21 protein-coding genes and 3 tRNA genes are annotated in these 20,483 nt (G+C 56.9%); 15 read left to right on the top strand and 9 right to left on the bottom strand.

Annotated features, from left to right (window positions below; translation table 11 throughout):
- Window positions 1-4: 4 nt before the first annotated feature.
- A complete protein-coding gene (locus tag DCH402_RS17295) occupies window positions 5-883 on the bottom strand; it encodes a U32 family peptidase (protein WP_040002455.1) in 879 nt (292 codons plus the stop codon).
- 18 nt (window positions 884-901) lie between these two features.
- Window positions 902-1,900, bottom strand: a complete 999-nt coding sequence (gene ubiU / locus DCH402_RS17290; RefSeq protein ID WP_040002454.1) for a ubiquinone anaerobic biosynthesis protein UbiU — start codon at window positions 1,898-1,900, stop codon at window positions 902-904.
- A 320-nt stretch (window positions 1,901-2,220) separates the two neighbouring features.
- On the opposite strand from ubiU, the gene ubiT reads away from it, so the two are divergent.
- Both ubiT and DCH402_RS17280 read left to right on the top strand, forming a co-directional pair.
- Complete coding sequence (gene ubiT / locus DCH402_RS17285; RefSeq protein ID WP_012771113.1) at window positions 2,221-2,745, top strand: ubiquinone anaerobic biosynthesis accessory factor UbiT; 525 nt, start codon at window positions 2,221-2,223, stop codon at window positions 2,743-2,745.
- Window positions 2,739-3,242 carry a GNAT family N-acetyltransferase gene (locus DCH402_RS17280; protein WP_040002452.1) on the top strand — a complete coding sequence of 168 codons (504 nt, stop codon included), beginning with the start codon at window positions 2,739-2,741 and terminating at the stop codon, window positions 3,240-3,242. Before ubiT ends, DCH402_RS17280 begins: the two co-directional genes overlap by 7 nt.
- On the opposite strand, the gene DCH402_RS17275 is transcribed toward DCH402_RS17280, so the two are convergent.
- Window positions 3,229-3,531 carry a GIY-YIG nuclease family protein gene (locus tag DCH402_RS17275; protein WP_040002450.1) on the bottom strand — a complete coding sequence of 101 codons (303 nt, stop codon included), beginning with the start codon at window positions 3,529-3,531 and terminating at the stop codon, window positions 3,229-3,231. The genes DCH402_RS17280 and DCH402_RS17275 overlap by 14 nt on opposite strands.
- A gap of 281 nt (window positions 3,532-3,812) precedes the next feature.
- Between DCH402_RS17275 and deoC the strand changes: the two genes are divergently transcribed.
- The 4 genes from deoC (at window position 3,813) to deoD (ending at window position 8,087) form a co-directional block, all read left to right on the top strand.
- Window positions 3,813-4,592, top strand: a complete 780-nt coding sequence (gene deoC, locus DCH402_RS17270; RefSeq protein WP_040002449.1) for a deoxyribose-phosphate aldolase — start codon at window positions 3,813-3,815, stop codon at window positions 4,590-4,592.
- A gap of 60 nt (window positions 4,593-4,652) precedes the next feature.
- Complete coding sequence (deoA, locus tag DCH402_RS17265; protein ID WP_040002448.1) at window positions 4,653-5,984, top strand: thymidine phosphorylase; 1,332 nt, start codon at window positions 4,653-4,655, stop codon at window positions 5,982-5,984.
- Between the two features lie 82 nt (window positions 5,985-6,066).
- A complete protein-coding gene (deoB, locus tag DCH402_RS17260; protein WP_040002447.1) occupies window positions 6,067-7,290 on the top strand; it encodes a phosphopentomutase in 1,224 nt (407 codons plus the stop codon).
- 71 nt (window positions 7,291-7,361) lie between these two features.
- Entirely contained in the window at window positions 7,362-8,087 is a 726-nt protein-coding gene (gene deoD, locus DCH402_RS17255; protein ID WP_040002445.1) for a purine-nucleoside phosphorylase, read from the top strand.
- Window positions 8,088-8,150: 63 nt separating this feature from the next.
- On the opposite strand, the gene rimI is transcribed toward deoD, so the two are convergent.
- Together rimI and DCH402_RS17245 are read right to left on the bottom strand one after the other, a co-directional pair.
- On the bottom strand, window positions 8,151-8,594 hold the full coding sequence (gene rimI / locus DCH402_RS17250) for a ribosomal protein S18-alanine N-acetyltransferase (protein ID WP_040002444.1): 444 nt from the start codon (window positions 8,592-8,594) through the stop codon (window positions 8,151-8,153).
- Window positions 8,563-8,976 (bottom strand): DNA polymerase III subunit psi, encoded by a 414-nt coding sequence (locus DCH402_RS17245; protein WP_027713105.1) that lies wholly within the window; start codon window positions 8,974-8,976, stop codon window positions 8,563-8,565. The genes rimI and DCH402_RS17245 overlap by 32 nt, the downstream gene beginning before the upstream one ends.
- 146 nt (window positions 8,977-9,122) lie before the next feature.
- On the opposite strand from DCH402_RS17245, the gene rsmC reads away from it, so the two are divergent.
- Entirely contained in the window at window positions 9,123-10,151 is a 1,029-nt protein-coding gene (gene rsmC / locus DCH402_RS17240) for a 16S rRNA (guanine(1207)-N(2))-methyltransferase RsmC (RefSeq protein ID WP_040003705.1), read from the top strand.
- A gap of 39 nt (window positions 10,152-10,190) precedes the next feature.
- On the opposite strand, the gene DCH402_RS17235 is transcribed toward rsmC, so the two are convergent.
- Complete coding sequence (locus tag DCH402_RS17235; RefSeq protein WP_040002442.1) at window positions 10,191-11,186, bottom strand: aldo/keto reductase; 996 nt, start codon at window positions 11,184-11,186, stop codon at window positions 10,191-10,193.
- Between the two features lie 114 nt (window positions 11,187-11,300).
- On the opposite strand from DCH402_RS17235, the gene DCH402_RS17230 reads away from it, so the two are divergent.
- From DCH402_RS17230 to DCH402_RS17215, 4 genes are all read left to right on the top strand, one after another.
- Window positions 11,301-12,203 (top strand): LysR family transcriptional regulator, encoded by a 903-nt coding sequence (locus DCH402_RS17230; RefSeq protein ID WP_040002440.1) that lies wholly within the window; start codon window positions 11,301-11,303, stop codon window positions 12,201-12,203.
- 115 nt (window positions 12,204-12,318) lie between these two features.
- Window positions 12,319-12,404: transfer RNA gene (locus DCH402_RS17225), tRNA-Leu, on the top strand.
- 32 nt (window positions 12,405-12,436) lie between these two features.
- A tRNA-Leu gene (locus DCH402_RS17220) sits at window positions 12,437-12,522 on the top strand.
- Between the two features lie 44 nt (window positions 12,523-12,566).
- Window positions 12,567-12,652: transfer RNA gene (locus DCH402_RS17215), tRNA-Leu, on the top strand.
- 94 nt (window positions 12,653-12,746) lie between these two features.
- Here the strand turns inward: DCH402_RS17215 and DCH402_RS17210 are convergent.
- Window positions 12,747-13,043 carry a DUF1435 domain-containing protein gene (locus DCH402_RS17210; protein WP_040002437.1) on the bottom strand — a complete coding sequence of 99 codons (297 nt, stop codon included), beginning with the start codon at window positions 13,041-13,043 and terminating at the stop codon, window positions 12,747-12,749.
- Between the two features lie 126 nt (window positions 13,044-13,169).
- Window positions 13,170-14,063 carry a LysR family transcriptional regulator gene (locus DCH402_RS17205; RefSeq protein WP_040002436.1) on the bottom strand — a complete coding sequence of 298 codons (894 nt, stop codon included), beginning with the start codon at window positions 14,061-14,063 and terminating at the stop codon, window positions 13,170-13,172.
- A gap of 111 nt (window positions 14,064-14,174) precedes the next feature.
- Between DCH402_RS17205 and budA the strand changes: the two genes are divergently transcribed.
- Both budA and alsS read left to right on the top strand, forming a co-directional pair.
- The gene (gene budA / locus DCH402_RS17200) at window positions 14,175-14,963 is read left to right on the top strand and encodes an acetolactate decarboxylase (protein ID WP_012771098.1); all 789 of its coding nucleotides are present in this window, start codon (window positions 14,175-14,177) and stop codon (window positions 14,961-14,963) included.
- A gap of 55 nt (window positions 14,964-15,018) precedes the next feature.
- A complete protein-coding gene (alsS, locus tag DCH402_RS17195) occupies window positions 15,019-16,698 on the top strand; it encodes an acetolactate synthase AlsS (RefSeq protein ID WP_040002435.1) in 1,680 nt (559 codons plus the stop codon).
- A gap of 342 nt (window positions 16,699-17,040) precedes the next feature.
- On the opposite strand, the gene fucO is transcribed toward alsS, so the two are convergent.
- Window positions 17,041-18,192, bottom strand: coding sequence for a lactaldehyde reductase (fucO, locus tag DCH402_RS17190; RefSeq protein ID WP_040002433.1), 1,152 nt, complete (start codon window positions 18,190-18,192; stop codon window positions 17,041-17,043).
- Window positions 18,193-18,855: 663 nt separating this feature from the next.
- Here fucO and gcvT point away from each other — a divergent pair.
- Entirely contained in the window at window positions 18,856-19,956 is a 1,101-nt protein-coding gene (gcvT, locus tag DCH402_RS17185; RefSeq protein WP_040002431.1) for a glycine cleavage system aminomethyltransferase GcvT, read from the top strand.
- A gap of 31 nt (window positions 19,957-19,987) precedes the next feature.
- Window positions 19,988-20,395: a glycine cleavage system protein GcvH gene (gene gcvH / locus DCH402_RS17180; protein ID WP_040002430.1), complete on the top strand. Its 408-nt coding sequence runs from the start codon at window positions 19,988-19,990 to the stop codon at window positions 20,393-20,395.
- Window positions 20,396-20,483 lie beyond the last annotated feature (88 nt).

The raw sequence follows: 20,483 nt of genomic DNA, 5'->3' as shown, positions 1-20,483 counted from the left end.
TGGTTTAACTGACCAACTCCAGCCCGGCGACGCGTCGCCAGTAGCCGTTGCAATCCTGCTGATTTTCCAGCGTCAGCGGCTGTTCGCCGTGTTGATTCGCGCGGAAATGGTCGATCATCGCCAGCGTGTCCAACCCTTGCGGCGACAGCCGGACGATATCCACCAGTCCGTCCATGGAAGACTGGTCGTTACCAAGGTTATAGCAGTAACCGCTCTGGGTCTGGATGCCGTTCAGTACAAACACCTGCTGATTTTCCTGCGACAGCATCTGGCGCCCTTGTGGGTACTGGATGCAACAGGTTTCGCATTCGTCCTTGGGGCGATTTTCCGAACGGGCGGTAAAACAGCGGGCGGAATAGGCCAGCGGCAGGTGACCATAACTCAGCACTTCCACCTCAAACTGGCGGCGAAAACCGAGTTCATCGCATTGCGTCAGCAGGTCTTGCAGCCAGTCCCGCGACAGTTCTACCGGCATACACCAGCGCATCATGCCTTGTTTATGCAATAGCCGCAGGGTGTAGGCGTTATAACAATTGAGGGCATGACCGGCGACAAACGGCAGCCCGCGTTCCGCCGCCATATTGACCGCGCCCAAGTCGTTGGCTTCCAGCAGAAATTCGCCGTTCTCCACGTACTTTTTCAGTTCGGTCAGTTCGGACGGCGCTTGCAACAGCGCCAGCGTCGATATCACCACCTGTTTGCCGCCGGCGGCGACTTCACGCGCCAGTGTGAGCCAGTCGCCGGCTTTCATCCCCCGGCGTTTGCTGCACACGGTTTCGCCCAGATAGATGATATCGGCACTGCTGGCGACCGCGGCCTGATAGAAGGTTTCAATGTCGGCTTTGGGCCAATAGTAGAGCAGCGCGCCCAGTGAATATTTCATGTTGTTGATGTCTCCTGACTACTGCCACTGGCGATGATAAGCGCCCAGCGTGGTCTGTGTGCCTTCAGCGACGGCCCCCAGCGCCTCCATCCACTCGGCGGTGGGGGTAAAATGCGCCGGGTCGGCTTTACAGCGGTCTATCGCCTGTCGCCACACCTGGGTTACCTGGCTGACGTAAGCCGGGCTGCGCTGGCGGCCTTCGATTTTCACCGAGGCAATATTGGCCGCCATCAGTTCCGGCAGCAGTTCCAGCGTATTCAGGCTGGTGGGTTCCTCCAGCGCGTGGTAACGCTGGCCATCCACCAGATAACGGCCTTTGCACAAGGTCGGGTAGCCGGCGTTTTCATCGTCCTGATAGCGGTCGATCAACACATCATTTAGCCGCGATTCCATACCGTTTTTTGTTTGTTGCCAGCGCACGAAACGCGCCGGCGAGCAGGCGCCCACGGTATTGGGCGACTCGCCGGTCAGATAAGAGGACAGGTAACAGCGCCCCTCCGCCATGATGCACAAACTACCGAAGGCGAACACTTCCAGCGGTACCGGGCTGGTGCGTGAAAGTTGTTTAACCTGATGAATGGAGAGCACACGCGGCAGCACGACGCGGGCGACATCGAAGTGGCGTTGATAAAAGCGAATGGCTTCCTCATTGGTGGCGGAGGCCTGGACAGACACATGTCGTTCAACCGACGGATAACGCTCGGCGGCATATTCCAGCATCGCCAGATCCGCCAGAATCAGTGCGTCGGCGCCGGCGGTTTGCACCGCCGTGTCTACCGCGCGTTGCCAGCGTTGATAGCCGTTCGGGTGGGCGAAGGTGTTGATGGCGATATGCAGCTTGCGGCGATGGCGGTGCACGTAGTCGCTGGCGTCCTGCAATTTTTTATCGTTGAAGTTGAGGCCGGCGAAGTGGCGGGCATTGGTGTCGTCTTTCAGCCCGATGTACACCGCGTCGGCGCCATGATCGATGGCGGCTTTCAGTGCCGGCAGATTACCGGCGGGGCAAAGCAGTTCCATTCTTACGTCCTTTCATCACGGCCTGACGCAGCGGGCCGGTTTGCAATGAGAAAGAATCTTAGTGAACCCGGCTGCCGTCAACTTTGATTTAAACCAGCATATCGGGGAATTGCTGGTGGTTACGGGTCGTGATTTAGCGCGGAACAGGCTAAATTTAAATTGTCGCCTTCGGGTGACTTTCCCTCGGGTGTCGCCAGGCGACGTTAAAAAAACGCTTCCGGCATTTTTATTGATATAGACCCTTGCTGCCCGTTTCCCGTTCTGTGGCAGAATATTGACCTTATCGGTCTGGGCAGCATTGCTTTATGAGGAGTACGCCAGTGTTGGAAAAACTACGGGCGCAGATTGTGCGTCAGGGGCCGCGTTTACTGAGTAAGCCGTTAACGTTAACGCCTTTCTTCCTGCAACGCCGGGTGTTGGAGCAACTGCTGGGGTGGCAGTTCCGTCAGGCGCTGGAAGAGGGTGAACTGGATTTTCTTGACGGGCGTTGGTTGCGAATCGAAGTGCGGGATATCGGTTTGCAGTGGTTTGTTACGCTGCGGGATAACCGGCTGGAGATTGGCCATAACGAGCTGGCGGACGTCAGTTTCAGCGCCGATGCCAACGATTTGATTTTGATAGCCGCCCGTCGTGAAGATCCGGACACGCTGTTTTTCCAGCGTCGCCTGCGCATTGAAGGCGATACCGAACTGGGGCTGTACGTTAAAAACCTGATGGATGCCATCGAGCTGGAAAATATGCCGGCGCCGTTGCGGGTTGCGCTGCTGCAACTGGCCGGATTCGTGGCCGCCGGTTTACAGGAGGGCGCGGAGCAGGCCAGCCCGCACGCGCCAGTATCATGTTGATTCGCGTTGAAATTCCGGTTGATGCACCGGGGATAGATGCCCTGCTGCGGCGAGCGTTTCCGACCAGCGCCGAGGCGGAATTAGTGCATCAGTTGCGTGAAGACGGCCAGTTGACGCTGGGCATCGTCGCGACTGACGACGAAGGCGGCGTGATAGGTTACGCGGCGTTCAGCCCGGTGACGCTGGGCGGCGAGGATTTGCAATGGGTGGCGCTGGCCCCGATGGCGGTGGATGAAAGTCATCGGCGCCAGCGTATTGGCGAGCAGTTGGTGTATGCCGGCTTGGACGCACTTAACGAGTTCGGTTATACCGCCGTAGTCGTGCTGGGGAATCGGCATTACTACGCGCGTTTCGGCTTTGTTCCGGCGGCGGAGCAGCAGCTTTACTGCCGCTGGCTGGGGTGTGAGTCGGACTTTCAGGTTTACCCGCTGGCAGATAACCATTTTCAGGGCGCCAGCGGTTTGGTGGAGTACGCGGAACCGTTTAATCGTTTCTGAACAGTGGTTGAAAATCGGCAAGTGTTGAAGGCTGGTGCTGCACCAGCCTTTCTTTTTGCATTTTGCTCAACTGCTTGACGCGGTATTCCCATTTCAGCGCCGTGGAGCGATCGCCCGCCACGCAGTGATACACCAGCGTCAGCGGCCCTTTACCACGTAATGCGCGCGCGCCTTTCCCGCGTTGGTGCTGTGCCAGCCGCCGCGTCACATCGGTAGTAATGCCGGTATAAAGCAGCCCATTGCCGGTACGCAGCAGGTACAGGAACCATATTGCTCCGGTGTCTTTCACCGTTTTTCCCTCTGTGTGTTCGAAGCGCTTATTTTACGGGGTTATGTCGATGAAAGCAGCATGTAGCGGCGATACGGGTTGGTGGAGCGCGGGTGTGCGATACCGGTACAATCCGGCGCGGTGTTACGCACATGGTTGTGATAATATTCACATTGATCGTGGATTATGTTTGTGTAATTTCTTTTTTGTGTGAATAAAACCACAAAATAGCCGTAATCTCCGGGTGAAATAACGATATTCGCCGAAGAGACGACCTTGTGGCTGATAAGCGGGAGCCTTGTATGACTGATTTAACTGCGGCGGCGCAACGTGCGCTGGGACTGATGGATTTAACTACCCTGAATGATGACGATACCGATGAAAAGGTGACAGCCCTGTGCCGTCAGGCCAACAGCCCGGCGGGGAAAACCGCCGCCATCTGTATCTACCCGCGTTTTGTGCCGCTGGCGCGTAAGGTGCTGCGTGAGCAGGGCACGCCGGATGTTCGCATCGCCACCGTGACCAATTTCCCGCACGGTAACGACGACATAGATATCGCGCTGGCGGAAACCAATGCGGCTATCGCCTATGGTGCCGACGAAGTGGACGTGGTGTTCCCCTATCGGGCGCTGATGGCGGGCAACCGTCAGGTCGGTTTCGAGCTGGTGAAAGCCTGTAAGAGCGCGTGTGCGGCAGCCGGTGTGCTGTTGAAAGTGATCATTGAAACCGGTGAGCTGAAAACCGACGCACTTATCCGTGAAGCCAGTGAGATAGCGATTGAGGCCGGGGCGGATTTCATCAAAACCTCGACCGGGAAAGTGGCGGTGAACGCCACGTTGCATTCGGCTGAGGTGATGCTGAGTGTGATTCGCGATAAAGGCGTGGGCGAGCAGGTTGGGTTTAAGCCGGCCGGCGGCGTGCGTACCGCACAAGATGCTGCCGATTACCTGCAACTTGCCGACAGCATAATGGGTACCGGCTGGGCGGATGCCCGTCATTTTCGTTTCGGCGCGTCCGGCTTGCTCGGCAGCTTGCTGACCACGCTGGGGCACGCCGTCGGGCAGGCGCGCAGCAGCTACTGATGCGGTTCGTGCTACCGGCGCGACGCAGGCGTACCTCAGCACCAGACAGGAGAAGCTATCGTGTTTCTGATTCAGGAAATTATTCGTAAAAAACGGGACGGCCATCCGCTCAGTGCGGAAGAGATTCGCTTTTTTGTTAATGGGATACGCGATAACACCGTGTCGGAAGGGCAAATCGCCGCGTTGGCGATGACCATCTTCTTTCACGATATGACCATGGATGAACGGGTGGCGTTGACGCTGGCGATGCGCGATTCCGGCACGGTGTTGGACTGGTCCGGGTTAGACCTCAACGGCCCGCTGGTGGATAAACACTCCACCGGCGGCGTTGGCGATGTGACGTCGCTGATGCTGGGGCCGATGGTAGCGGCCTGTGGTGGCTATGTGCCGATGATTTCCGGCCGTGGACTGGGCCACACCGGCGGTACGCTGGATAAACTGGAGTCGATTCCGGGGCTGGATATTTTCCCTGATGACGAGGTGTTTCGGCAGATTATCCGTCAGGTCGGGGTGGCGATTATCGGCCAGACCAACTCGCTGGCACCGGCGGACAAGCGTTTCTACGCCACCCGCGACATCACCGCTACCGTGGATTCCATCCCGCTGATTACCGCCTCGATTCTGGCGAAAAAGCTGGCGGAAGGGCTGGATGCGCTGGTGATGGACGTCAAAGTCGGTTCCGGTGCGTTTATGCCGACCTATGAGCAGTCTGAACAGCTGGCGAAGGCGATTGTCGGCGTCGCCAATAATGCCGGTTGCCGTACCAGCGCGTTGCTGACCGACATGAACCAAGTGCTGGCTTCCAGTGCGGGTAACGCGTTAGAAGTCCGCGAAGCGGTGCGCTTTCTCACCGGCGAGCAGCGTAATCCCCGTCTGTTTGAGGTGACGATGGCGCTATGCGAATCGATGTTGCTGTCGGGCAACCTGGCGCGTGACGCCGCCGAGGCGCGGGCCAAACTCCAGAATGCGTTGGACAGTGGCCGTGCGGCGGAGGTGTTTGGCCGTATGGTCGCAGCCCAGCGCGGCCCGGCGGATTTTGTCGAGCATTACGATCGCTATCTGCAACCGGCGACGCTCAGCAAGCCGGTATTTGCTGAGCGGGAAGGCTTCGTCGGCACGATGGATGCGCGCGCCTTGGGCATGACGGTGGTGGCGCTGGGTGGTGGTCGACGTCAGGCCAGTGATATCATTGATAGTAGTGTCGGGCTGAGCGACATGGTCAGTTTGGGCGACCGCGTGGATGCCGAGCGTCCACTGGCGGTTATCCACGCCAAAACCGAGTCTGACTGGCAACAGGCCGCGCAGGCGCTGCGCGAGGTGATTTGCCTTGCCGAACAACCACCTGCGCTCTGTCCGCTGATTTATCGTCGCATAGACGTCGCGGATATATAGCCTACGGTCGCCGCTTCGCCTTATGCGCATTGATACTTTATGTACACGCTGTGCCCTTACGCACGACGCAGGAGATAACAATATGAAACGTGCATTTATTATGGTTCTCGACTCGTTCGGGATTGGCAGCGCCGCCGATGCCGAACGGTTTGGCGACGCAGGTTCAGATACGCTGGGCCATATCGCACAAGCCTGCGCACAAGGCAAGGCGGATACCGGTCGGCAGGGGCCGCTGCGGTTGCCGAACCTGAGCCGTTTAGGGTTGGGCAAAGCGGCCGAAGGTTCCACCGGGCAGTTCCCGCCGGGGCTGGACGCGCAGGCGGAGATCATCGGCGCGTACGCGTACGCCAGCGAAATTTCCTCCGGCAAGGATACGCCGTCCGGCCACTGGGAAATCGGCGGTGTGCCGGTGCTGTTCGATTGGGGCTATTTCCTCGACGAGCATAATAGCTTCCCGCAGGCGCTGCTGGACCGGCTGGTGGAGCGCGCCGGGTTACCGGGTTATCTCGGCAACTGCCACTCTTCCGGTACGGTGATCCTTGACCAGCTTGGCGAGGAACACATGAAAACCGGCAAGCCGATTTTCTATACCTCGGCAGATTCGGTATTTCAGATCGCCTGCCATGAAGAGACCTTCGGGCTGGAGAAGCTGTACGAACTGTGTGAAATCGCCCGTGAGGAACTGACCGAAGGCGGTTACAACATTGGGCGGGTGATCGCCCGGCCGTTCGTCGGTGATAAAGCCGGCCAGTTCCAGCGTACCGGTAACCGCCACGATCTGGCGGTGGAGCCGCCGGCGCCGACCATGCTGAAAAAGCTGGTGGACGAGAAGGGCGGCAACGTGGTGTCGGTGGGGAAAATCGCCGATATCTACGCCAACGTCGGCATCACCAAAAAAGTGAAAGCCACCGGTATCGATGCGCTGTTTGACGCCACGCTGAAAGAGATGGCGCAGGCCGGCGACGACACCATCGTGTTCACCAATTTTGTCGATTTCGACTCGTCCTACGGCCATCGCCGTGATATTGCCGGTTATGCCGCCGCGCTGGAGCTGTTTGACCGCCGCCTGCCGGAGATGCTGGCGCGGGTGACGGGCGATGACATCCTGATTCTGACCGCCGACCACGGTTGCGACCCAAGCTGGCCCGGCACCGATCACACCCGCGAGCATGTGCCGGTGCTGATGTACGGGCCGAACGTTAAGCCGGGCGATTACGGCCACCGCACCACCTTTGCCGATATCGGCCAGACGGTTGCCAGCTACTTCGGCTTGTCGCCGATGGATTACGGCAAGTCAATGTTGTGATGTTCCTGACAAGGAACGCGATTATTTAATTCAATGGCGGTTTGACGCCATATCAAGAAGGAAGAAAAAGCATGGCTACGCCACATATCAATGCAGAAATGGGTGACTTCGCTGACGTGGTACTGATGCCGGGCGACCCGCTGCGCGCCAAGTACATCGCGGAAACCTTTCTGGAAAACGTGGTGGAAGTGAACAACGTGCGTGGCATGTTGGGCTTCACCGGGACTTACAAAGGCCGTCGTATTTCCGTGATGGGCCACGGCATGGGCATCCCGTCCTGCTCGATTTACACCAAAGAGCTGATAACAGAATACGGCGTGAAGAAAATCATCCGCGTCGGTTCTTGCGGTGCGGTGCGCGCCGATGTGAAATTGCGCGACGTGGTGATCGGTATGGGTGCCTGCACCGATTCCAAAGTGAACCGTATGCGCTTTAAAGATCACGATTTCTCGGCCATTGCCGACTTCGACCTGCTGCGCCACGCGGTGGACGCGGCCAAAGCACGCGGCATCAACGCCCGCGTCGGCAACCTGTTCTCCGCCGATCTGTTCTACACGCCGGACCCGCAAATGTTCGACGTGATGGAAAAATACGGCATTCTGGGCGTGGAAATGGAAGCGGCCGGCATCTACGGCGTGGCGGCGGAATTCGGCGCTAAAGCGCTGGCTATCTGCACCGTGTCCGACCATATCCGCACCCAAGAGCAGACCACCGCCGCCGAGCGCCAGACCACCTTTAACGAGATGATCGAAATCGCGCTGGAATCGGTACTGCTGGGCGATAAAGCCGAGGCTTGATGCGATAAAACAACGCTGCCGTCCGGCAGCGTTGTTACTTTTAGCCTCTGTGCTCCCGCCTTATCACCCCAGCGGCAGCGCCATAATAATGGCGTCTTCCCGGCCGGTGGCGGTCGGGTAATAATCCCGCCGTACCGATACTTCGTTGAATCCCATGCTTTGATACAGCGCGATGGCGCGGGTGTTGGAGGCACGCACTTCCAGCCACAGCGTCAGAATGTCGCGGCGTTCCAGCTCGGCAATCAGGTGCTCCAGCAACTGACGCCCGTAGCCGTGGCGCTGGTGCGCAGGAGCGACGGCGATATTGAACAGCGTGGCTTCATCCAGCACCACCTGGGTGATGGCGTAGGCCACCAGTTGCTGGTCATGACACAGTTTCAGGTTGAGGTAACGCTCGCCCTGATTGCTGATGAAGGTTTGTTCGCTCCACGGGAAAGCGTGGCTCAGGCGTTCAATCTCAAACGCTTGCGGCAGGTCAGCCGCGGTCAGGGTGGAAATCATGTTCATGGTGACAAATCTGTTGCCACAGGGCGCGTTTGGCCCCGGCATTGTGATAAAGCTCGGCCAGCGTCGGGCTGGTCAGTTGTACGCCATCCCACTGGTCGGTGGCGGGTAGCCCCAGCCACCAACTGTGGCAGCGGGTGTGCTCCGGCAGCATCTGCGCCTGACGCGGCGTCAGGCCGACTATTTGCTGCGCGGAGAGATGCAGGCTGCGCACCACGTCCTGCAATAGCGGGTCGTCGCTGGCGGGGAGTGGATCGGCAATGATCAGTAACCGGGCGTCGGGCGGCAGGCTGACGGCGATTTCGCCTTTCAGCACCGACGGACGACGCAAGGTCCACTGGGTGATCCCCAGTTGCTGCAACAGCCAGTCCCGTCTTGATGTCATGCCTTACTCACTCTGCGTGCGATGGTGGTGCCCGATGATCATGATGATAACGGTGCACGATAGTGCGGCGCTATGCTAACAAATCGCTGAACCTGCGCCAACAAACCACTATAATCCCCGCTCAGTTTATTGAGGAGCCAGACCTGATGTCAGCATTAACCCCCGCCAGTGAAGTGATACTGCGCCATAGTGATGAATTTGTTGCCCGCCGGGTACTGTTTGCCGGTGATTTGCAGGATACGCTGCCCGCGCATTTTGAGGCGGCTTCGGTGACCGTGCACACCACGCAATATCATCACTGGCAGCAGTTGCAGCCTGTATTGGGCGACAACGCGCATTTTTCGTTGCTGGCGCAGGCGGAAATGGTGGCCGGGTGTGACACCCTGATTTACTACTGGCCGAAGAGCAAACAGGAAGCGCAGTTCCAGCTGTCTAATCTGCTGTCGCTGCTGCCGGTCGGCTGTGAGATTTTTGTTGTCGGCGAGAACCGCAGCGGTGTGCGCAGCGCCGAAGGGATTCTGGAGCCGATCGCCGCCATCAATAAGATTGACAGCGCGCGTCGCTGCGGTTTGTATCACGGCCGTCTGGATGCGCCCTCCGCGTTTGCACTGGAGGATTGGTGGCAGGAATATGATGTAGATGGCGCAACGGTTTGTACGCTGCCGGGGGTATTCAGCCGTGATGGTCTGGATGTCGGCAGCCAGTTGCTGCTTTCGACGCTGGAGCCGCATCGTAAAGGTAAAGTGCTCGATCTTGCCTGCGGCGCCGGGGTGTTGGCGGCGTCGTTTGCCCGGCTATCGCCGAAAATCCGCCTGACGCTGAGTGATGTCGGCGCGGCTGCGCTGGAAGCCAGCCGGGCGACGCTGGCGGCGAATGGCCTGGAAGGGCAGGTGATTGCCAGCAACGTTTACTCTGATATTCAGGGGCGCTTTGATTTGATTATCTCTAACCCGCCGTTCCACGACGGCATGCAAACCAGCCTGCATGCGGCAGAAATGATGATTCGAGGCGCCGCCGCTCATCTGAACATCGAAGGCGAACTGCGCATCGTCGCCAACGCCTTTCTGCCGTACCCGGCGCTGCTGGACGAGACCTTCGGCAGCCACGAAGTTCTTGCCCAGACCGGTCGTTTCCGCGTTTATCGCGCGGTGCTGCGTCGTAATAAAAAACGCTAACTAAGCCGCCCGGCGTTTCTGCCGGGCGTCATGCGACGTTCAGGCGTTATCGAGCGTCGCCATTCCTTCCCGGCCATAGCGCTCGCCGGCGGCTGCCTGCGGTGGGAAGATGGCGTTGATCTCATCCAGCTCACACGGCGTCAATGATACTGACAGCGCGCCGACATTTTCTTCCAGATAACGACGGCGTTTGGTGCCGGGGATCGGCACGATATGTTCGCCCTGCGCCATCACCCAGGCTAATGCCAACTGCGATGGCGTGACCGCTTTTTCCCGTGCCAGTTGCGTGATTTTATCTACCAGTTGCCGGTTTTTAGCGAAATTTTCGTCGCTAAATCGCGGATTGCCGCGTCGGAAATCGTCTGCGGCCAGATCGCTCGGCTGTTTGATGGCGCCGGTCAGGAAGCCGCGACCCAGCGGGCTATAAGGCACAAAACCGATACCCAAGCGGCGACAGGTGGGGAGGATCTCCGCTTCCACGTCGCGCGTCCACAATGAGTATTCGCTTTGCAACGCGGTGATGGGATGCACGCGCTGCGCCCGCTCCAGCGTGGTGGCAGACGCCTCGCTCAGGCCGATATAACGGATCTTACCTGCCGCGACCAGATCCGCTAACGCGCCGACGCTGTCTTCAATCGGTACGGCCGGGTCGATACGGTGCTGGTAGTAGAGATCGATAACATCAACACCCAGGCGCTTCAGGCTGCCTTCGACCGCCTGACGAATGTACTCCGGTCGGCCGCAGACGCCGCGCAGCGCCGGGTTGGCCGGGTCACGCAGAATGCCGAATTTGGTGGCCAGAAAGACCTGTTCCCGTTTGCCCTTAATCGCTTTTCCTACCAGTTCTTCATTGGTATGCGGGCCGTACATATCGGCGGTATCCAGCAAGGTCACGCCCAGTTCCAGCGCCCGGTGCAGCGTGGCGATGGCTTCGCTTTCATCCTGACCGGTGGAATAGAAATCGCTCATCCCCATACAGCCGAGGCCAATGGCTGAGACTGTTGGCCCCTGCGGGCCGAGTTTTCGCTGTTGCATGTTGTTGCTCCGTGTTGTTCGGTTTGTCTATGCAGTGTGGTTGTTTGAGTTAAAAAGATAAATTCGCAGTTTTATGCAACACTGTTTGTAAAATACAAACAATGGAGCCGGGGGATGGATCAGGTTCAGGCCATGCGGGTCTTCGTGCGCATCGTGGAGACGGAAAGTTTCAGCCGGGCGGCGGAAAAGCTGGGGCTGCCGCGCGCCACCGTCAGCCAGACGCTGAAACGGCTGGAATTGCGGTTGGGCGTGCGTCTGTTGCAACGCACCACCCGCCAGGTGCAGGTAACGGACGAAGGCTTGTTGTATTACCAGCGCTGTGTGCAGTTGTTGGCGGAGATCGATGAGACCGATGCGCTGTTTTCCCATCAGCGCCAGCAGCCCAGCGGCCGTGTGCGTATCGACATGCCGCACTCGCTGGCGCGGCAGGTGGTGATCCCGTCGTTGCCCGCGTTTTACCGCCGCTATCCGCAGATTTCGCTGGTGCTGAGCGCCAACGATTCAGCGATTAACGTGATGCGTGAAGGCGTGGACTGCGTACTGCGCGCCTGGCAGGTTGAGGATGATTCGCTGGTGGCGCGTTCGCTGCCGTCACTGTCGCAGGTTACCTGTGCTTCAGCCGCCTACTGCGCGGAATTTGGCGTACCTGACTCGCTGGAAGCGCTGACGTCCCACCGGATGGTCGGCTATTTTTCGCTCCGCACATCGCAACGCTACCCGTTGGAGTTTATGCAACAAGGGAACGTCATTACCCGCACGTTGCCCAGTCTGGTGGAAATCAACGGCACCGATGCTTATATCGCGGCTTGTCAGGCCGGCATGGGGATTATTCAGGCGCCGCGTTACGGCCTGGCGTCGTTGCTGGCGAGCGGAGAACTGGTGGAAATCCTGCCGCAGTTGCCGCCGCCCGACATGCCGCTGTATGTGATGTATCCGTCCGGGCGCTTTCTGGCGCCGCGTATTCGGGTGGTTATCGAGTGGCTGTCGCAGTACTTTCATCAGGCGCCGTTTGTCTGAGTGCTGATTTTTACAGCAAATACGGCAACGGGATGGAAATAATCATTGACGTTGATGGCAAAACCTCTAGAATGCGCCTCCGTGGTGACATTTGTGACGTAATGTTGCTGGGTTTGCGAAGGTGGCGGAATTGGTAGACGCGCTAGCTTCAGGTGTTAGTGTCCTTAGGACGTGAGGGTTCAAGTCCCTCTCTTCGCACCAAACTCACCACAGATTTGTATTTCACAGTACCTGCGAAGGTGGCGGAATTGGTAGACGCGCTAGCTTCAGGTGTTAGTGTCCTCAGGACGTGAGGGTTCAAGTCCCTCTCTTCGCACCACTGGGATGCAAATCAACACATTGCAGTAAATCGTAGTACACAGTGCGAAGGTGGCGGAATTGGTAGACGCGCTAGCTTCAGGTGTTAGTGTCCTTAGGACGTGAGGGTTCAAGTCCCTCTCTTCGCACCACTCTCCTTATTCTTCTTTGCTCCAGCACAGCAATACTCCTCAATAACGATATCAACCATCTGTTTTATCTAAGATTTCTGAATATCAGGCTGCTTCAGGGCCAGTGTTGCCACCCTCTGAGCGTGAGCGACAGCGCCGCCAGGCCGCCTGCCAGCGCAATGCAGGACGGCAGCAGCAGATAGTGGCGCATACGGCGGTGAAACAGCATGCTTAATGTGAGCAGCATCGCCAGTGCACAGATGTATTTCAGATGGGTGAGATTCAGTTCCGGCAGGGCCAGCAGCGGCATCAGCGTTGCCGGTAGCAGTATGCCCCAGGCACTGGATAAGCGTTTGCCAAAATACCAGCTTATTCCCCATAGCCCGCAGGCGGCGATCATGGCAGTCAGCATGGCGGTCTCTTTTATTGATAATGATAACTAATATCATATATCAGATTTTCGGCTATACAACCGATGTCGTGTGATTTTTCGATGACCTGCCGTTTAACGACGGCAGGTTTTGTATGCTGACGGCAGTCAGGCGTGGTGCAGATAGTGGCGTACCAGCTGCAACATATTGAGCAGCGTGGCGGAGCGGTCATGCTTACGCCAGATGACGGCAATCTGCGTGGTGAGGTGCGGCGTGTTGGTATCGTGATACGTCACATTACCGGTCTGGATGCTGGTCATCGATGCAGGAACAAAGGTCACGCCAAAACCCGACGCCACCATACTGATGGTGGCGGTGAGGTGCGGCGCCAACGGATTGATTTTCGGTTGGTAACCCGACAGGTAGCAGGCGCGGACAATCAGGTCGTGCAGGCTGGGGCACAGTTCCCGCGGGAAAATGATCAAGGGTTCATGCTGCAACTGCCCAAGATTGATTCGTGTTTGATCGCCGAAGGGGTGATGTTCCGGTAGCACCAGCCGCATCGGCTCGTCCGCCAGTAATTCGCCTTCAAACTCATCGCCAATGTCGCCAGGCAGCCGTACAAACGCGATATCAGTGGTGCGGTTGCGCAGGCTCTCCAGAATTTCATGAATATGTTCTTCACGCGGCTGTAGCCGGACATTGGGATACTGCTGCCGATAGCGGCGCAGCAGCGTCAGCACCGCCGGGTGGAAGGTGACCGCGCAGGAAAAGCCGACGTTGATCACGCCGCTTTCACCGCGGGCGATGCTGCGCACCCTTTCTACGGCCGAATCGGCCAGTTCCAGAATATGGCTGGCGTCCTGATACAGCGCTTCGCCGGCTTCCGTCATCTCTACGCCACGGGTCAGCCGCTTGAACAGCGGCGTGCCGATTTCCCGCTCAAGCTTTTGAATTTGCTGGCTTAGCGGCGGTTGCGAGATGCCCAGTATTTCTGCTGCACGGGTGAAGTGGCGGGTTGAGGCCACTGCGACAAAATAGCGCAGGTAACGTAACTCCATATATTTTCGATCTCCAAATGGCCACCTTTCTGTATTGGAACTTTGGTGTGACGAAGGTCAATATTCAAGTGAAACATTAAATAAATTTAAGTTGATCATCGTTGGAAGGGGATGGATATGAAAGATGTTAACTGTGTCGACCCCTGTGTCAGGGAACTGACCAGCTTTGCACTTCATCATCAACAACAGCATCCGGAGTGCGTTATTTATCAAACCTCATTAATGAGCGGCCTTATTAATGGCGTTTACGAAGGTCACGTCACGATGGAAGAGCTTCTTAAACATGGCGATTTTGGATTAGGAACGTTTAATAATCTTGACGGTGAACTGGTCGCGCTGAATAGCCGTATCTTCCAACTCCGTGAAGACGGCAGTGCGCGTGCGGCGCTGCCATACCAAAAAACGCCCTTCGCGGTGATGACGTTTTTCCGGCCGACGGAGCAGATCCATTTCGGACAAGCGACCGACCGTGAAGCGATTCATCGGCGCATTGATGAGTTGATTGCAACAGATAATCTGTTTTGTGCCCTGCGGATAGATGGCCGATTTAGCCATGTTGAAACCCGTACGGTACCTCGCCAGGAACGTCCTTATAAACCGATGCTGGAAGCGATTGCCCAACAACCCACGTTCCGTTTCGAACAGTGTCCGGGCAGCGTGGTCGGTTTCCGTAGTCCTGCCTATGTTCAGGGGATTAATGTGGCTGGTTATCACGAGCACTTCATCACCGAGGATCGTAAAGGTGGTGGACATATCCTTGATTATCAATTGGAAGAAGGCGTGCTGACGTTTGGCTCCATCGCCAAACTGGTTATCGATCTTCCCCGTGACAGGGATTTCCTGAAAGCCAATTTATCCCCTGAAGATCTCGATAGCGTGATTCACTCCGTGGAGAGTTGAGGCTTCGAGCAGGTACTGAAAGCACAAGCACACTGTTATGCAGAGGATAAACATTATGGAAAATATGGATGGTCAACAGCATTGGTCTAGTGGTGCTGAACTGATCGTAAAACATCTTGAGCAGCAAGGCGTCAACTATGTCTTCGGCATTCCTGGTGCAAAAGTCGATCGCGTGTTTGATTCACTGGTGGATTCGTCGATCCAGACCATTCCCGTACGGCATGAGGCTAATGGCGCCTTTATGGCGGCGGCCATCGGCCGTCTCACCGGCAAAGCCGGCGTAACGCTGGTGACCTCCGGACCCGGTTGTTCGAACCTGGTGACCGGTCTGGCTACCGCAACGGCAGAGGGTGACCCGATGGTGGCGCTGGGGGGCGCGGTGAAACGTGCCGACCGCCTGAAACTGACCCATCAAAGCCTGGATACCGTCAGCCTGTTTCAGCCGGTGACCAAGTACAGCGCTGAAATCACCGTGTCGTCCGCGATTTCAGAAGTGATGGCCAACGCCTTTCGCGCCGCCGAGTTTGGCCGGCCGGGCGCCGCGTTCATCAGCCTGCCGGAAGATATTGTCAACGAACCGGCAGACAGCCCGATTCTGGCGCGTACTTCGTTGCCGACCCTCAATAGCGCGCCGCTACGGGATGTCGAACATGTGGCCGGGCTTATCAAAAACGCGAAAAACCCGATATTACTGCTGGGGTTGATGGCCAGCCAGCCGAAAAACGCGCAGGCGCTGCGTCGGTTACTGCATCATAGCGGCTTGCCGGTGACCAGTACCTATCAAGCCGCCGGGGTTATCGATCAACAGCATTTTGATCACTTTGCCGGACGGGTCGGGTTGTTCAACAATCAGGCCGGCGACAAACTGTTACAGCAGGCGGACCTTATCGTCACAGTCGGTTATAGCCCGGTGGAGTACGCCCCGGCGCTGTGGAATTCCGGTAAGGCTACGCTGGTGCACCTTGATGTGCTACCCGCTGAAGTGGAAAGCGCCTACCGCCCGGATGTGGAACTGGTCGGCGATATCAGCATTACCGTCGATATGCTCAACGAGCAACTGAGTTCGCCGATTGTGTTGTCTCCTCAGGCGGCTGCGATTCTGGAAGAGCGCAGCCAGTTGCGTCACCAATTAGCGACCCGCGCCATCAACATGGATGGTTTTGCTATCCATCCGTTGCGGCTGGTGCGGGTGATGCAGGATCTGGTCAATAAAGACGTGACCTTGTGCGTAGATATGGGCAGCTTCCATATCTGGCTGGCGCGTTATCTCTATAGCTTCCGTGCCCGTCAGGTGCTAATGACTAACGGACAGCAGACTATGGGGGTTGCGCTGCCGTGGGCGATCGCCGCTGCGTTGGTCAACCCGAAACAGAAGGTCGTGTCGGTATCCGGGGATGGCGGTTTCATGCAGTCCAGCATGGAACTGGAAACGGCGGTGCGGCTGAAATCGAACATTCTGCACATTATCTGGGTAGATAACGCCTACAACATGGTGGAAATTCAGGAAGAGAAGAAGTATCGCCGCTCTTCCGGCGTCAAGTTCGGCCCCATCGATTTCAAAGCCTATGCGGAAGCGTTCGGCGCTAAAGGTTTCGCCGTTGAATCTGCCGCCGAGCTGGTGCCGAAGCTCTGGCAGGCAATGGATGTCGATGGACCGGCGGTGATTGCGATTCCGGTGGATTATTCCGACAACCATTACCTGATGGAGAACGTCAATATCAGCCACCTGATCTAGGGCGCGATATCGCCCGCGGCTCAGGACTAATCTTACCTGCTGGTACTAATCCTACCTGCTGCAAGGCTTTGCAGCCTTTTAGAGCGCTGTTCGCCCATGATGCCCGGTGTATTTTGGGGCACCACTATGGGCACCTGTTGCTCCACGCGTCCTGAAGCTCCTGTGACATGGAGGGGCTTGGCTGACCTGCCGCGCATCATGAACGGCAGGATAAACAGTCCGATATTGGCAGGACGCGCGTTTTTTGCCGCATCCCGCCATGCTTCGCGTGTGACTGCGTTGCGTGTGATCGCGTTATCCGCAAAACGGTTGGCAGTCGAACCGTCGCTGCGCGGTCAGCAATCAGTAGATCGCGTGATACAGCGCTTCAATTTCCTTCACCGTTGCCGGGCGCGGATTGCCGCCGGTACAGACATCGTCAAATGCCGCCTGCGCCAGTGCCGGAATATCCTGTTCTTTGACGCCTACCTGGCGCAATTGCACCGGAATATCCACATCCTGCGCCAGTTGGCGTACGGCCTGAATCGCCGCTTCCCGCACCTGTGCCAGCGGCATGTTGTCTGCGCCTTTCACCCCCATGGCAACGGCGATGGCACGGAATTTTTCACCGGTATACTCCGCATTCCAGGCCATGATATGCGGCAGCAGAATGGCGTTGGCGACGCCATGCGGGGTGTTATAAAACGCGCCCAGCGGGTGTGCCATGCCGTGCACCAGCCCCAGCCCAACGTTGGAAAAACCCATACCGGCGATGTATTGCCCCAGCGCCATGTCTTCTACGCCCTGCACTTTCCCGGCAACGGAATCACGCAGCGAACGGCTGATGATTTCGATGGCTTTCAGGTGCAGCATGTCGGTCAGTTCCCAGGCGCCCTGAGTGGTGAACCCTTCGATAGCGTGGGTCAGCGCGTCGATGCCGGTAGCGGCTTTGAGCGATGCCGGCATACTGCGCATCATGTCTGTGTCGATAAACGACACAATCGGAATATCGTGCGGATCGACGCAGACGAATTTACGCCGTTTCTCTTCATCGGTGATGACATAATTGATGGTGACTTCGGCGGCGGTGCCGGAGGTTGTCGGTATCGCGAAGATCGGCACACTGGGTTTACGGGTGGCGGCCACCCCTTCCAGACTACGTACATCCGCGAATTCCGGGTTGTTGATAATAATACCGATGGCTTTACAGGTATCTTGCGGGGAACCGCCGCCGATAGCTATCAGATAATCAGCGCCGGAGGCCTGAAAACGCTCGACCCCATGCTGGACGACGGGGATAGTCGGATTGGGGATCACGCCGTCATACACCTCATAAGGCAGCCCGGCTTTATCCAGCAGGGCGGTCACGTTACCGGCGACGCCGTATTTCACCAGTTCTTTGTCCGTCACCACCAGCGCTTTGTGGAAACCGCGCCGTTGCACCTCTGCTGTTAAATGGGCGATGGCGCCGCTGCCAAAGTAGGACGTTTCATTCAGTATCATTCTGTGCGTCATGATGCACTCTCCTTAACATATTGATTTTTAATTATGGTGGCTTGCCCGCTATCCATTTTTCGCTGTCTGGCCGGCAGCTGTAAGGTCAATAATCAATCTGGTTCCGCTTGTTGCGGGCGGTGGTGAAAGCTCGCGCTTGATTGATAAAAATCAAACCGTTGTCTGATGGATAGCCTGCCGATGCCGCCAGTGTGAAACCTGTCGTGGCGAACTGCCTTCCCATTGCTGCCATCAATCACGGCGTATTGTCGTTGTCGGGAAGATATCGTGAATGGCGATCACAAAATCGACCGGTGAAAACAATCAAAGACGAATGCCGGGTGACCTGAAATAATCTAATTTTAAGCTTTTTTCGCATTACTTTATCTAATTTAATCTGGCGGGGAGTGTTTTGGCATCACACCAGCTATTCATTTATTTTTGCATTAATATATTTATTATTTTTTATTAAATGGTTTTTAATCTTTAATTTTTTAAATTTATTGGTTTTATATTCTTATGGCCGGGATGGTTAGATGGAGGTAAAACGGATTTTTTATATAGATAAACTTATGGCTATAGGAGTGGTGGAACGCGCGCTTCGGTGGTAAGTTCAACGGCAGGATAAACGTTTGCGTCGTGGAGCCTGGCATCACAACGCGCGGCTAACGTAGAGAGAAAAGAATGGCAAACCACACCCCGTTGTATGAACAGCATCTGGCCGATGGCGCCAAAATGGTGGACTTTCATGGCTGGATGATGCCGCTGCATTACGGCTCTCAGTTGGATGAACATCACATCGTACGCAGCAGCGCCGGCATGTTCGATGTGTCGCACATGACTATCGTGGATTTGCGCGGCGCCCGTGTCCGCGAATTTTTGCGTTACCTGCTGGCGAATGATGTCGCCAAATTAACCCAGCCCGGCAAAGCGCTCTATACCGCCATGCTGACGCCGTCGGCCGGCGTGATCGACGATTTAATCGTGTATTTCCAGACCGAAGACTATTTCCGGCTAGTGGTGAATTCCGCTACGCGTGAAAAGGATCTGGCGTGGATTACCGAGCATGCCAAACCGTTCATGGTGGCGATCACCGAACGCGAAGATCTGTCGCTGATAGCCGTGCAAGGGCCGCAGGCGCAGGAAAAGGTGCGTAGTCTGTTGAGCGATGCCCAACGTAACATCGTGGCGGGCATGAAACCTTTCTTCGGCGTGCAGGCCGACGGCCTCTTTATCGCCACCACTGGCTATACTGGCGAAGCAGGCTATGAAATTGCGTTACCACAGGAACAGGCGGTCGGCTTCTGGCAACAACTGCTGGCTGTTGGCGTAAAACCCTGTGGGCTGGGCGCGCGTGATACGTTGCGTCTGGAAGCGGGCATGAACCTGTACGGTCAGGACATGGATGAAACCGTCTCTCCGCTGGCGACCAACATGGGCTGGACCATCGCCTGGCAGCCGGAAGATCGTCAGTTCATCGGCCGTGAGGCGCTGGAACGCCAGCAGGCGGAAGGCACCGAACAGTTGGTTGGTTTGGTGATGACTGAAAAAGGCGTGCTGCGTCACGGTCAACCGGTCCGCTTTACCGATAATCATGGCGTCATGCAGGAAGGGGTGATCACCAGCGGGTCGTTTTCGCCTACGCTGGGCGTCAGCATCGCGCTGGCCCGTGTTCCCGCCGGTATCGGCGAGCAGGCTATCGTGCAGATTCGCAATCGCGAGATGCCGGTGCACGTGACCAAACCGAATTTTGTTCGCGCCGGTAAGGCGCTGGTTCAGTTTTAATTTTGGGCGTTAATGGAAGGAGAAGGTGGCAATGAGCAATGTTCCGGCAGAACTGAAATATACCTCGTCCCATGAGTGGGTGATGGCGGAAGGCAATGGCGTTTATAGCGTAGGTATTACCGAGCATGCGCAGGAGTTACTGGGCGATATGGTGTTTGTCGATCTGCCGGAAGTCGGCAGTACGGTGAACGCCGGCGACGATTGCGCCGTGGCGGAGTCCGTCAAAGCCGCGTCTGATATCTACGCGCCGATCAGCGGTGAAATCGTGGAAATCAACGAAGAGCTGGAAGGTGCGCCGGAGCTGGTAAACAGCGCGCCTTACGCCGAAGGCTGGCTGTTCCGTATCAAAGCCTCTGACGAAGCTGAACTGAACGAATTGCTTGATGCCGAGGGTTATCAGGCATTGTTGGAAGAAGAAGACGGCGACGAAGAAGAATAAGCCTGACGCCCCGTCTGCTCCCTGCGACGGGGCGTTTTTATGATCCGCTTGTTTTGTGAATTGTTTGCTTGTTTTTGAATGCGTTAAC

It is taken from the genome of Dickeya chrysanthemi NCPPB 402, assembly GCF_000406105.1.
In the GTDB taxonomy this organism is placed as follows: Bacteria; Pseudomonadota; Gammaproteobacteria; order Enterobacterales; family Enterobacteriaceae; genus Dickeya; species Dickeya chrysanthemi.
Note: the sequence above shows the minus strand (reverse complement) of the source record. Positions and strands in the feature narration are given on the sequence as shown.